This window comes from Streptomyces sp. NPDC088554 (assembly GCF_044752945.1).
Taxonomy (GTDB): domain Bacteria; phylum Actinomycetota; class Actinomycetes; order Streptomycetales; family Streptomycetaceae; genus Streptomyces.
The window spans coordinates 407,762-420,204 of the sequence record NZ_JBIVMF010000002.1 but is presented as its reverse complement, the minus strand read 5'-3'; the positions used below and the strand labels follow the sequence as shown (position 1 = coordinate 420,204).

Sequence of the window (12,443 nt, the reverse complement as noted above, 5' to 3'; positions counted from 1 at the left end):
CACCGTCACCGTCACCCTGAGGCTCGCCATAAACCTTGGGCACAAACCTTCGATCACCCATCACCCAACACCCCTCTGGAACCCCAACCCAACCCACTTGAGAACAGGACGAGCCGGAACCGCGAACCTGCCGGGATCAGGCCACCAACCTGGGACATCCGGCATCAGCCGATGAAATCCGCCAGCCGCAACCAGCTCGACCAACGCACCAACATCGGCGCGGGGATGAGGGCTGGGGGCTGCGGGGGGAGTTCGTTCCTGAGACACGACCGCTCCTCTCTGTAGTGATCCGACTACCGAGTGAGTTGAGCGTGGCCTATAGTCGAGAACCGTTCAATGTTCCAGGCGTGGACGAAAGGTTGGTGATAATCCCTTGAACCGCAAGGAGTTGACGCCGGATAGCAGCCCCCAGGCTGCCTTCGGGGCACGCCTACGCAGATCGCGCGAAGAGCGCGGCTGGACGCAGGACGAGCTGGGGGCGCGCATGGAATATTCCAGCACGCATATTTCGTCCGTCGAAACTGGTCGGAAGATGCCAACCTTGCGCTTTTCGCGCAGTGCTGACATCGTCTTTGGCACTGGGGATACCGCCGACACGTTCGAACGCCAGTGGCGCGAAATCCGGCACGGCAGCCTGCTGGAAGGCTTCCCCGAGTACGTCGGGTACGAGGGGCGGGCAGTAGAAATCCGGCTCTACGAAGTCGGTGTCATACCTGGCCTACTCCAGACACCGGACTACGCGGCGGCGCTGGAGGCAGACGCTGTGCGCCGGGAGGCAATCACCCCTGAGCAAGCCAGTGAGCGAGTCGCGTTGGTCGCGGAGCGACAAGCCACGCTTAACCGTTCCCCTGCCCCCCTGGTCTTCGTGGTGCTTGACGAAGGGTGCATCCTTCGGCCTATGGGTGATCCTGCGGTCATGGATGCCCAGTTCGCCCGGCTGCTGGAGTTCGCTGGGTTGCCGCGCACCGTGCTTCAAATCGCCCCGTTCCGCATGGGCGCGCGTCGACCGTTCAGCCTGCCCATCACTGTGCTGACGATGGCGGACCGCTCGCTGATGTCGTACGCCGAGTCTTCGCAACGGGGTCATCTTGAGCGGGAAAGCACAGCGGTACTACCCATACTGACGGCCTACCATCAACTACAGGCCGAAGCGCTGTCGCAGGAGGCTTCCGTGGCCATGATCGAGCAGGTACGAAAGGGCACCCCGTGACGTCGACCGAAACCCCCCGTTGGTACAAATCCTCATACAGCGGTAACGGTGGCCAGTGCATTGAGGTCGCCACCAACCTCGTTGCCTCGCACGGCGTGGTCCCCGTCCGCGACTCCAAGAACCCAAGCGGTCCGATTCTGGGCGTCCCCACTGGCGCATTCGCCTCCTTCGTGGCAGGCATCAAGACAGGACCGTTTGCCACCAACTGAAAGGGCAAACCGTGGCATCGACCGAAACCCCGCGTTGGTTCACATCCTCATACAGCAGCAATGGCGGTCAGTGCATCGAAGTCGCCGCCAACCTCGTCGCCTCACACGGCGTGGTCCCCGTCCGCGACTCCAAGAACCCAGCAGGCCCGGCTCTGAACGTCCCCACTGACGCCTTCACCTCCTTCGTGACAGGCGTCAAAGCCGGTGCGTTCACCAACTGAAGGGCACCCCGTGACGTCCACGACCGAAACCCCCCGTTGGGTCAAGTCCTCCTACAGCGACAACGGCGGCCAATGCATCGAAGTAGCCGCCAACCTCGCCAACTCTCGCGGTGTGGTCCCCGTCCGCGACTCCAAGAACCCGACAGGCCCGGCTCTGAACGTCCCCACTGACGCCTTCACCTCCTTCGTGGCAGGCGTCAAGGACGGTGTGTTCACCAACTGATACGGAGCCCCGCCACCCTCCCCCTGGGTGTCGGGGCTCCGTCCGTTCTCAGGTCAACTCGTGTACTCGCGTACGGCCTTGGCGTCACGCAGCGCCAGCCCCCACGGACGGCGAGCTTCAGAGGTGCGACAGAGCCAGCGGGCTCGGCGGAAACGGCGGGCCCGGAGGCGGTGGTGGTGTCCATGCACAGAGCCTCGTACCTCAACCAAACTTGAGGTCAAGCCGCGCCCGTACGGCCCCGTTCCGGGCCCTGCCCGAGCGGCCCTGCGCACCCGCGCAGCCGGGCCCCCGGCCCCGTCACCCGTTCGGCGCGCGGGCCGTCCATCACGCGTACAGACTTCGCCGTCACCCCCGTGACCTGCGACAACGTCAGCGGGCAAGGCTGACACGCCGCCCCCGGCCAGCCGATCTGATCGTCCCTCAGCAGGCGTGCGTACCGGGCGGCGCCTTATCTCGGAGGAGAGACGACCGACCACCCAGCTGTCACCGACCACCCCAGCTGGCTTCGCCCCGGAGGACCCCCATGCGCCCCACTGTCCGTCTGCTGACCAGTACCGCGCTGGCGGTCGCCTCGCTCGGGCTGTCGGCCGCGAGCGCAACCTCCGCCTTCGCCAGTGACTGGGACCAGGACCGGGAGTGGGACCGCGACCGGGACCGGGACCACAGCCAGGACCACGGCCGGAACAGCTGGCAGCGGCTGGAGCTGTCGCCGCGGACCGTCCGGCCGGGCGCCGTCGTCCGTGTCTCGACCACCGTCTGTGGGCACGAGGCCCGAGGCAGGGGGGACGCGCGCTCCGTGGGCGCCGGGGAGTTCAGGTTGGAGCCCGAGGGGCGCAAGGGGGTCGCGTCCGGGCAGTTCTGGGTGCCGAACGACGCCCGTCCCGGCAGCCACGACATCCGCGTACGGTGCGACAACGGCAAGCAGGCCGACGCCGACCTCTTCGTGGAGCACCCCGGCCCCAGCGGGCATGTACGGACGGGGGTCGGCGGCAGCGTCGGCTCCGACACCACCCAGATCGCGGCGGGCGTGGCCGTTCTGGCCACTGCCGCCGTAGGCGGGACCTGGCTCCTGCGCCGCCGGGCGAGCGGCGCGCAGGAAAGCTGAGGGCCGGACTTCACCGCCCCGGTTCCGCCCCGTGTCCCCGCCCTCGTCACGCTCATCGCTGACGGGGGCGGGGAACCTCTTTGCCCAGCACACCTCCCTGGAGGAGCCGACGCATGACCACCACCGGCACGGGAAACCGCTCGGGAAACAGCTCGGCGGCCGGCACCGGCACCGGAAAAGGCTCGGTCTGGCTCGTCGCCATCGCCGTCTGCGCCGGTATCTGGCTCGTCCAGAACGGTTCGCGGCAGGTCACCCCGCCCATGCCCTCCGCCGCCGAGGCTTTCGCGGCCGGTCCCGGGCTCCACACCGACGCCGCCGCCGATCCGCTGCCGCCCGCCGCCCCCGTCTCCGTACGCATCCCGGAGATCGAGGTCGACGCGCCGGTCCTCGGGCTCGGGCTCGGGCGGGACGGCAGCCTCGACGTCCCGCCCGCCGGGAACGGGAATCTCGTCAGCTGGTACAAGGACGGCGCCGCTCCGGGCGCCAAGGGCACCGCGATCGTCGCCGGGCATGTGGACAACGCGCGCGGACCCGCCGTCTTCTACCGGCTGGGCACGCTCAAGAAGGGCCAGCGCGTCGAGGTGGCCCGCTCGGACGGCCGTACCGCCGTCTTCACCATCGACGCTGTCGAGGTGTACGAGAACGCCGACTTCCCGGACCGCAAGGTGTACGGGCCCACCGACCGCGCCGAGCTACGGGTGATCACCTGTGGCGGCGGCTTCTCGAAGAAGGGCGGCTACCAGGGCAATGTGGTGGCGTACGCCCATCTCATCGGCGTACGTACGGCCACTTGACCTGCGTACGTACGGCACCTGACGAGTACGTACGGCCACCTGATTGGCGTACGTACGGCCATCTGACCTGCGTACGTACGGCACCTGACCGGGGAGCGCCCGATCACGCCCGCCACTGGTCGAACGCCAACTTCGCGACCAGCGAGAACACCACCACCAGCAACACCCCACGCACGAACTCGCTGCCCTTCCTGAGCGCCATCCGCGCGCCGAACATCCCGCCCGCCAGATTGAACACGGCCATCAGCCCGGCCAACTGCCACAGCACCGAGCCCTGGTACGCGAACATCGCGAGCGCCCCCGCGTTGGTGCAGACGTTCACGATCTTCGCGGTCGCGGAGGCGGTCACCAGATCGAGGTGGAGTACGGCGGTGAGCGCCAGCACCAGAAACGTTCCCGTGCCGGGTCCGAAGAGCCCGTCGTAGAACCCGATCCCGCCGCCGACCAGCACGATCGCGCTGACCGTACGCCCCCGCCCCACCGGAGCGCCCGCCCGCGCGCTGCCGAAGGACGGCCGCAGCAGCACGAAGGCCGCGACCCCCAGCAGCACCACCATGATCACCGGCCGCAGCGTCTCGCTGCTGATCCCGGCCGCGAAGAACGCGCCGGTCATCGAGCCGGCCAGCGCCATCAGCCCGATCCGTACCGCCGTCCGCACATCGACCGGCGCCTTGCGTGCGTATGTGACCGCCGCGCCCGTGGTGCCGACGATGGCCACCGCCTTGTTCGTCCCGAGGATGTGCGCCGCCGGGACGTTCGGCAGGCCGAGCAGCAGCGCGGGCAGCAGGAGCAGCCCGCCCCCGCCGACCACGGCGTCGATCCAGCCCGCCGCGGCGGCGGCGACGCAGAGCACAACCAGCATGGTCAGGGATATGTCGGGCATGATCGAGACCTTACGGAGGGGATGGATGCCCCGTCCATCCATCCGGTCCTGTCCGGTCGGATTTTGCGCAAGCCCAGAGCTTCCACCCGTCCAAGGCTCCCGCCGGTCGCCCTCGCACCCCCGCCCTCCCGCGCTGAGCGCAGCGTTCCGTGCGGAAACGGGGCCGATGCGGACGGGGAACAGCCGCCGCCCAGGCTTTCGCCCGGCGCTACAGATCACGGCGTCGTCCGGCAGCGCCTCCGGCCCCAGCGCCTTGAGCGCGCCCGCCGCTTCGAGCACGCGGCAAGGACTTCGGTGTCATCGCCACGGCCACCGGCTGGAACCTGTACGTGGGCGGCGACGGCGGCGCGGACCCGCGCCACGCGGAGCTGCTGGCCCAGGACCTGTCCGACGCCGAACTGGTGCGATTGATTGACCGGTTCTTGATGTTCTCCATACGTACCGCAGACCGGCTGGAGCGCACTTCCGCCTGGCTGGAACACATCGAGGGCGGGCTCGACCACGTACGCGAGGCGGTCGTCCATGACTCCCTGGAGGCTCTGCGCGGAGCTGGAACAGCTGATGGCCGCGCATGTGGACGGATATCGCGACGAGTGGGCGGAGGCCATGAACGACCCCGAACGGCTGCGGCGTTTCGTCTCCTTCGCGAACGCGCCGGACGCGCCGGACCCGTCGGTGAAGTTCGTACCGGAACGCGATCAGGTGAAGCCGGATCTCGCATTCCTCGGCCTGGACAGCCTGGAAGGACGAATTCCCGATGAACGATCCTATGACCGCGCCTATGGGCGAGTCCATGAACCCGTCAATGAACGAGTGGAATGTCCTCGAACTCTGGTTGAACGACCAATGTTCGCGGTCTGTGAGCTGTCCGCGCTCACCCCCGGACGCGGGGTGGCGGCGCCGCTCCCGGACGGCCTGCGGGCCGCGCTGTTCCTGGACCGGTCGGGCCGGGCGTACGCGATCGGCAACCGCGATCCGTTCTCGGGCGCGTACGTCCTCTCGCGCCGGCCGACCGGCAGCCACGAGGAGCGGCCGTTCGTCGCCTCCCCGCTGCTCGGGCAGCGCTTCGACCTGACGACGGACCGGTGCCTGGACGACGACGAGGTCGCCGTCCAGGCGTACGACGTACGGGTACGGGTCCCCGCCGCCGCGTGACCGCCGCAGCCGTCGGCGGTCACGCCGTGGTGCAGGCCGTCCCGTTGAGGGTGAAGGCACTCGGCGCCGTATTGCTGCCGTTCCAGGTTCCGTTGAACCCGAAGGTGGCCGAACCTCCCGCCGGTATCGCCGCGTTGTGACTGGCATTGACGGCGGTGGCCTGCGTACCCGACTGGGTGACCGTGGCGTTCCAGGCCGAGGTCACGCTCTGCCCGGCGGGCCAACTCCACTTCAAGGTCCAGCTGTTGATGGGAGCCGAGCCGGTGTTCCTGACCGTCACCCCGGCGGTGAAGCCGCTGCTCCACTGGCTCTGCACCGCGTAGGTCACGGCACAGGTACCGGTCGGCCCGGGGTTCTCGCCCCCGCTGTCACCACTCCACCCGAGCGCCTCGGCGATACCGTAGTACGCGGGCTTGGGCTGGTAGCCCTCGTTGTACGGCGTGGCCGCGCCCTGCCCGGGGAAGACGTCCGGCACCCAGGACACCGCGTCGCTGAAGCCCCAGACCGTGACGCCCTTGCAGCGGGCGACGGCGAGGCAGACATTGGTGACCGCCTTGAAGTCGGCCTTCTGCTGGGCGAGTTTGGCGTCGGTGGTGGGCAGTGTCATCCGGATGTCGAGTTCGGTGATCGCGACATCGAGACCCAGATCGGCGAAGCGCTGAAGGTTGGCCTGGAAGGTGGACGGCACCTGGCCGATGATGAGGTGCGTCTGGAATCCGACACCGTCGATCGGTACGCCCTGCGCCTTGAGCCGCTGGACCAGGGAGTAGAGACCGTTGCTCTTGGCGCCCGTGGCGTCGGTGTTGTAGTCGTTGATGTACAGCTTGGCGGCGGGGTCGGCGGCGCGGGCGGCCCGGAAGGCGTCGGCGATGTAGGACTCGCCGAGCTGGGTGTAGAACTTGCTGGCCCGCAGCGTCCCGTCCTCGTTGAACGCCTCGTTGACCACGTCCCACTGGTCGATGCGCCCCTTGTAGCGGGCGGTCTGGGTGGTGACGTGGTCGGTCATGATCGTGCGCAGCTCGTCGTTGCCGAAGCTGCCGTTGGCCAGCCAGTTGGGCATCTGGCTGTGCCAGACCAGCGTATGGCCGCGCACCTTCTGCCCGTTGGCCGCGGCGAAGTTCATGATCTGGTCGGCGCCGGTCCAGTTGAAGCTGCCCCTGGTCGGCTCGACCGAGCCCCACTTCATCTCGTTCTCGGCGGTGAGGGAGTCGAACTGGGCCGCGGCGACGGATCCATGGGTCCCGGTCAGCCTCCCGGCGGGGATGGCGGTGCCGTAGTACTTCCCCTTGGCGGCGGCGAGATCCCGCAGGACGGGGTCGGCGGCATGGGCGGGGCTCGCCAGACCGACCACGGCGACGGCCACGGCGGTCAGGGCGGAGACGACTGCCGCGGTTCTGGCGGTCATGGCTCTGGACAAGGTGCGGAGGTGCGCGGCTCTCATGGCGACTCCAGAGGTTTCGGAAATTTCCCTGAAAGTTTCGGAGATGCTGCTCGGAAAATAGAGGCGTGGCCGGCGTACGTCAACGGAATCGGCGCACCTCTCCGGGTACGCCGAGCACAGGCGTACCTCTCCGGGGCGCGGCACAGCCGGGCGTACCTCTCCGGGGCGCGCCCGGCACCGGCGTACCCTCTCCGGCGCGCACAGGAAGAGGCGCTCGACACCCGGCCGGGTGTCGAGCGCCTCGAAGACCGCCACGCGCTACCGCGCCTCGCCCGCCGACGCGTCCGCGTCCGGCACGGATCTCGTCGCCGTCGGGGGCGCCGTGCGCGTCATGCCCGCGCCCGCTCCCGCGAGCACACCCGACGAGCCGCCGCGCAGCAGGGCCGCGCCCAGCGGTGTCAGGGTGTGCAGGACGGCGTTCCCGTACCGCAGAGTGGCGACCAGCCCCGCTTCGCGCAGGACGCAGGCGTGCTGGCTGGCGGAGGCGAGGGACACCTCGGTCCTGCGGGCCAGCTCACTGGTCGTACAGCCGTATTCGATGGCCCGCAGGACGGCCGAGCGGGTGTGGCCGACGAGCCGGCCGAGCGACGGGCCCACCCGCTCCCTGAAGGTGGGGGCGTCCGAGTGCGTGACGGGGTAGACGAGGACGGGCGGCAGCGACGGATCGCGGTAGACGACCGGGGTGGTGCGACAGAAGAAGGACGGCTGGAGCAGCAGCCCCCGGCCATCCAGGCGCAGTTCGCGATCGACCGGGTAGTCGGCCTCCAGCACCGGGCCGCGCCAGCGGAGCATCGGCGGAAGGCTGGCGAGGAGTTCGTCCGCACCGCCGTCCAGCAGGGCCCGGCCGCGCAGCGCGCGCTCCGCCTCGACCCTGGTCCGGACGTAGGGCCAGTACGGCTCGACGGCGGCCCGGTGGTAGGCCCGGAGCGCCTCCACGAGCCGTCCGAGCGTGCCGGGAACACTATCGGCGAGCAGGGCGAGCCGCCTTGCCGGATCGTTTCTCCCGATCCGCCCCGCGCCCTCCGGCCGCCCCGGCCGCTCCTGCCTCCCGGGCCCGCTCGCCCGTTCCTCCCGCTCCGCCTTCTCCGACCGGCCCGACTTCTCCGACCGGTCCGAGCGGTCCGACCGGTCCGACCGGTCCGAGCGGTCCGACCGGTCCGAGCGATCCGACCGGTCCGGACGCGCCCTGCCGACCGCCAACAGGGCCAACTCCGCCCGTACCCGCTCGGGCGCGGTGGCATTCAGCGCCTCAAGTCCCGCTTCCAGACCGGGCCGTCCGGTGGCCGGGGTCAGGAAATCCGGGAAATAACCGTGCTGCGGAACTAGCGCCGAGAGAATATTTGTTTCACTATTCAACCGACTCCGTGCTTCTCTGCGCCATTCCCCATAAGCGAGCGGAGCACGCCGGTCCCTCATTCGATGAAAGCTGAGAATCGTTTCCCACAGCGGATCGGGCCCGGGTGCCATCCGGACCCGTCCAAGGTCCTTCTCCGAGAAATGAATATGCAGCATGAAAAAATCCCCACCTGTTGCATCCGCAAGCGCCCCAGCACTGAGTATGCATGCAATCACCAGCTGTTACCACGGTGTTTCAGCCACACTTGAAAGGCTTCGCGGCAGGCGGCTCCCGGAGTAAATGCTGTACCTCGTCGGGCATGAAACCTGAACGACCGAATAGGCGCAGCGAAGGCCGTGGGGGGCTTCGCTCGCTCGGCGGCGGTCGGCCAGGTGCGGCTCCATGCCCGGCTCGCGTAATGGGGTGCGGTCGACGGGTGGGGATCCGGCGGCCGCACTCCGCCAACTGTCTACTGTCTACCGTTCAATTCCACACGGGCAATGAATCTTTTGGCCTCACGACGGTTGAGCCTCACGAGGGCTTGAGCCTCACGAGGTCGAAGAGACCGCCCCCGGTACGGCGAACGAAGGGGCGGGCACCTCCGCACGAGGTGCCCGCCCGCTCTGTGCCCGGGGCCGTCCGCCGATCCGGTGAGGGTCAGGGCTTGAACCCGCGAACGGCCCCGGTGTCCCAAGTGACCCGCCGCTAGCGCGAGTCGCTGCCCGCCGAGCCCGCCGCCGCGCGCCCCGCCTCCAGGCGCGCCACCGGGATGCGGAACGGCGAGCAGGAGACGTAGTCCAGCCCCACTTCGTGGAAGAAGTGCACCGACTCCGGGTCGCCGCCGTGTTCGCCGCAGATGCCCAGCTTCAGCCCCGGCCGGGTGGCGCGGCCCGCCTCGACGGCGCTGCGGACGAGCGCGCCGACGCCGTCGCGGTCGATGGTCTCGAACGGCGAGACCCCGAAGATGCCCTTCTCCAGGTACGCGGTGAAGAAGCTCGCCTCCACGTCGTCGCGGGAGAAGCCCCAGACGGTCTGGGTGAGGTCGTTCGTACCGAACGAGAAGAACTCGGCGGCCTCCGCGATCTGACCGGCGGTCAGCGCGGCGCGCGGCAGCTCGATCATCGTGCCGAGCGCCAGCCCGAGTTCGACACCGGTGGCCCGCTCGACCTCCGCGATGACCTGCTCGGCCTCGTCGCGGACGATCTCCAGCTCCTGGACCGTGCCGACCAGCGGGATCATGATCTCGGCGCGCGGGTCGCCCTTGGCGTTCTTGCGCTCGGCGGACGCCTCGGCGATGGCCCGTACCTGCATGGCGAAGAGGCCGGGGATGACCAGCCCGAGCCGTACCCCGCGCAGACCGAGCATCGGGTTCTGCTCGTGGAGCTTGTGGACGGCCTGGAGGAGCCGCAGATCGTTCTCGTTGTGGTCCTTGCGGGCCTCCGCGAGGGCCACCCGTACCGACAGTTCGGTGATGTCGGGCAGGAACTCGTGCAGCGGCGGATCGAGGAGCCGGACCGTCACCGGCAGGCCGTCCATCGCCTCGAACAGCTCGATGAAGTCCTTCTTCTGGAGCGGCAGCAGCTCCCCGAGCGCCTGTTCGCGCTCCTCGTCGGTGTCCGCGAGGATCAGCCGCTCGACCATGGTGCGCCGCTCGCCGAGGAACATGTGTTCCGTACGGCAGAGTCCGATGCCCTGGGCCCCGAAGCGGCGGGCGCGCAGGGCGTCCTCGGCGTTGTCGGCGTTGGCGCGCACCCGCAGCCTGCGGCGGCGGTCGGCGTACGCCATCATCCGGTGGACGGCCTCGACGAGTTCGTCGGCCTCCTCGGCGCCCGCGTGCATCCGGCCCTCGAAGTACTCGACGACGGGCGACGGTACGACGGGGACCTCGCCCAGGTAGACCTTGCCGGTCGAGCCGTCGATGGAGAGGACGTCGCCCTCCTCGATGACCCGCGAACCCACCGTCAGCCGGCGCGCCTTGGTGTCGACCTCCAGCTCCTCGGCGCCGCAGACACAGGTCTTGCCCATGCCGCGCGCGACGACGGCGGCGTGCGAGGTCTTGCCGCCGCGCGAGGTCAGGATGGCCTCGGCGGCGATCATGCCGTCCAGGTCGTCGGGGTTGGTCTCGCGGCGGACGAGGATGACCTTCTCGCCGGAGCGGGACCACTTGATCGCGGTGTACGAGTCGAAGACGGCCTTGCCGACGGCGGCGCCCGGCGAGGCGGCGATCCCGCGCCCGAGCAGCTCCCGCTTGGTGTCCTCGTCGAAGCGCGGGAACATCAGCTGGGCGAGCTGGGCGCCGTTGACGCGCTGGAGCGCCTCGGCCTCGTCGATCAGCCCCTGGTCGACGAGTTGCGTGGCGATCCGGAAGGCGGCGCCCGCCGTGCGCTTGCCGACGCGGGTCTGGAGCATCCACAGCCTGCCGCGCTCGATGGTGAACTCGATGTCGCACAGGTCCCGGTAGTGCGTCTCCAGGGTCTCCATGATGCTCAGCAGCTGGTCGTACGACTGCTTGTCGATGCTCTCCAGTTCGGCGAGCGCCACGGTGTTGCGGATGCCCGCGACCACATCCTCGCCCTGCGCGTTCTGGAGGTAGTCGCCGTACACGCCCTGGTGGCCACTGGCGGGGTCGCGGGTGAAGGCGACGCCGGTGCCGGAACCGGGGCCGAGGTTGCCGAAGACCATGGAGCAGATGGTGACGGCCGTACCGAGGTCGCCGGGGATGCGCTCCTGGCGGCGGTAGAGCTTGGCGCGGTCGGTGTTCCACGACTCGAAGACGGAGCGGATCGCGAGATCCATCTGCGCGCGCGGATCCTGCGGGAAGTCGCGGCCCGCCTCCCGGGAGACGATCTTCTTGTACCGCTCGACCAGCTTCTTGAGGTCCGCGACATCGAGGTCCACATCGGTGGCGGCCTTCCGCGCCCGCTTGGCCTCCTCCAACGCGTCCTCGAAGAGGTCCCCGTCGACGCCGAGGACCGTCCTGCCGAACATCTGGATGAGTCTGCGGTACGAGTCCCAGGCGAAGCGTTCGTCACCGGACTGGGTGGCGAGGCCGGCGACGGAGGCGTCGGAGAGCCCGACGTTGAGGACGGTGTCCATCATGCCGGGCATGGAGAACTTGGCGCCGGAACGTACGGAGACGAGCAGCGGGTCGTCCGCCTGGCCGAGCTTCTTGCCCATCCGCTGTTCGAGGGCGTCGAGGTGCGCGCTCACCTCGTCGCGCAGGGCGGCCGGCTCCGTACCGCTGTCGAGGTAGATGTTGCATGCCTCGGTGGTGATCGTGAAGCCCGGGGGAACGGGCAGGCCCAGATTGGTCATCTCCGCGAGGTTGGCACCCTTGCCGCCGAGAAGGTCCTTCAGGTCCTTGTTGCCCTCGGTGAAGTCATAGACGAATTTCACGGCTTCACGCTTCCCGGCCTTCGTGGCCTCCGCGCGCTTCACGGCATTACTCGTCACACCATTTTTTTCCGACACGGGTCTCGACTCCTCGAAGACGCGGTGGCTGCCCTGACGGCCAGGAACATACCCAGATCGAAGGGGCAGCGGTACGGCCACTTGCCTGTCGTACGGCATTCACCACCCGTCCGCCCAGGATCCAAAGCCGCACGTGGCGGGCGGAATGAGCGAGCGGAGACTTCACGCTTCGAAGCGGCCATGACCCGGACATGACCAATGGCGCTCATATGAGCCATGACATCGACGTCTGAGTTCACTACTTGAACAAAGAAGGGGTGGCACCCAGTGCCACCCCTTCCAGAGATGCAGCCGTGTCGCAGCCACTCACGATCCGCTCATCTGAGCCGCACCCACATCAAACGTGGCGAGGATCACGCGCCTCCGGCCCGTCCGCCGCCCGGTGAATCCCCCGC

General features: G+C 68.8%; 11 protein-coding genes and 1 pseudogene. 8 read left to right on the top strand and 4 right to left on the bottom strand.

All coding sequences use genetic code 11. From position 1 onward, the window contains the following. The first annotated feature begins 373 nt into the window (after positions 1-373). The 6 genes from ACIP8W_RS03840 (at position 374) to ACIP8W_RS03815 (ending at position 3,762) form a co-directional block, all read left to right on the top strand. On the top strand, positions 374-1,210 hold the full coding sequence (locus ACIP8W_RS03840; RefSeq protein ID WP_402152994.1) for a helix-turn-helix domain-containing protein: 837 nt from the start codon (positions 374-376) through the stop codon (positions 1,208-1,210). Continuing rightward, entirely contained in the window at positions 1,207-1,419 is a 213-nt protein-coding gene (locus tag ACIP8W_RS03835) for a DUF397 domain-containing protein (RefSeq protein WP_401958843.1), read from the top strand. Before ACIP8W_RS03840 ends, ACIP8W_RS03835 begins: the two co-directional genes overlap by 4 nt. Before the next feature lie 11 nt (positions 1,420-1,430). After that, positions 1,431-1,640: a DUF397 domain-containing protein gene (locus ACIP8W_RS03830; RefSeq protein ID WP_401958846.1), complete on the top strand. Its 210-nt coding sequence runs from the start codon at positions 1,431-1,433 to the stop codon at positions 1,638-1,640. A gap of 10 nt (positions 1,641-1,650) precedes the next feature. Beyond that, positions 1,651-1,863, top strand: coding sequence for a DUF397 domain-containing protein (locus ACIP8W_RS03825; RefSeq protein WP_401958849.1), 213 nt, complete (start codon positions 1,651-1,653; stop codon positions 1,861-1,863). Between the two features lie 523 nt (positions 1,864-2,386). After that, positions 2,387-2,968, top strand: coding sequence for a hypothetical protein (locus ACIP8W_RS03820; RefSeq protein ID WP_401958852.1), 582 nt, complete (start codon positions 2,387-2,389; stop codon positions 2,966-2,968). A 113-nt stretch (positions 2,969-3,081) separates the two neighbouring features. Then, positions 3,082-3,762, top strand: a complete 681-nt coding sequence (locus tag ACIP8W_RS03815; RefSeq protein WP_401958854.1) for a class F sortase — start codon at positions 3,082-3,084, stop codon at positions 3,760-3,762. Between the two features lie 103 nt (positions 3,763-3,865). Here the strand turns inward: ACIP8W_RS03815 and ACIP8W_RS03810 are convergent, their stop codons facing one another. After that, positions 3,866-4,645, bottom strand: a complete 780-nt coding sequence (locus ACIP8W_RS03810; protein ID WP_401958857.1) for a sulfite exporter TauE/SafE family protein — start codon at positions 4,643-4,645, stop codon at positions 3,866-3,868. Positions 4,646-4,902: 257 nt separating this feature from the next. On the opposite strand from ACIP8W_RS03810, the pseudogene ACIP8W_RS03805 reads away from it, so the two are divergent. Both ACIP8W_RS03805 and ACIP8W_RS03800 read left to right on the top strand, forming a co-directional pair. Continuing rightward, positions 4,903-5,371 (top strand): annotated as a pseudogene (locus ACIP8W_RS03805) (nitrite reductase (NAD(P)H)); the annotation flags it as partial. 120 nt (positions 5,372-5,491) lie between these two features. Further along, positions 5,492-5,800 carry a nitrite reductase (NAD(P)H) small subunit gene (locus tag ACIP8W_RS03800; protein ID WP_402201844.1) on the top strand — a complete coding sequence of 103 codons (309 nt, stop codon included), beginning with the start codon at positions 5,492-5,494 and terminating at the stop codon, positions 5,798-5,800. A 19-nt stretch (positions 5,801-5,819) separates the two neighbouring features. Here the strand turns inward: ACIP8W_RS03800 and ACIP8W_RS03795 are convergent, their stop codons facing one another. The 3 genes from ACIP8W_RS03795 to ppdK form a co-directional block, all read right to left on the bottom strand. Next, positions 5,820-7,205: an endo-1,4-beta-xylanase gene (locus ACIP8W_RS03795; protein ID WP_402152986.1), complete on the bottom strand. Its 1,386-nt coding sequence runs from the start codon at positions 7,203-7,205 to the stop codon at positions 5,820-5,822. Between the two features lie 294 nt (positions 7,206-7,499). Beyond that, positions 7,500-8,657, bottom strand: a complete 1,158-nt coding sequence (locus ACIP8W_RS03790) for an ArsR/SmtB family transcription factor (protein ID WP_402201824.1) — start codon at positions 8,655-8,657, stop codon at positions 7,500-7,502. 625 nt (positions 8,658-9,282) lie between these two features. Then, on the bottom strand, positions 9,283-12,030 hold the full coding sequence (gene ppdK / locus ACIP8W_RS03785) for a pyruvate, phosphate dikinase (protein WP_402201822.1): 2,748 nt from the start codon (positions 12,028-12,030) through the stop codon (positions 9,283-9,285). Between the last annotated feature and the right edge of the window lie 413 nt (positions 12,031-12,443).

Bases quoted from the DNA above. Each gene is read 5' to 3' on its own strand.
- ACIP8W_RS03815 (WP_401958854.1), top strand. From the start codon at position 3,082: ATGACCACCACCGGCACGGGAAACCGCTCGGGAAACAGCTCGGCGGCC.
- ACIP8W_RS03795 (WP_402152986.1), bottom strand. From the start codon at position 7,205: ATGACCGCCAGAACCGCGGCAGTCGTCTCCGCCCTGACCGCCGTGGCC.
- ACIP8W_RS03810 (WP_401958857.1), bottom strand. From the start codon at position 4,645: ATGCCCGACATATCCCTGACCATGCTGGTTGTGCTCTGCGTCGCCGCC.
- ACIP8W_RS03820 (WP_401958852.1), top strand. From the start codon at position 2,387: ATGCGCCCCACTGTCCGTCTGCTGACCAGTACCGCGCTGGCGGTCGCC.
- ACIP8W_RS03790 (WP_402201824.1), bottom strand. From the start codon at position 8,657: ATGAGGGACCGGCGTGCTCCGCTCGCTTATGGGGAATGGCGCAGAGAA.
- ACIP8W_RS03800 (WP_402201844.1), top strand. From the start codon at position 5,492: ATGTTCGCGGTCTGTGAGCTGTCCGCGCTCACCCCCGGACGCGGGGTG.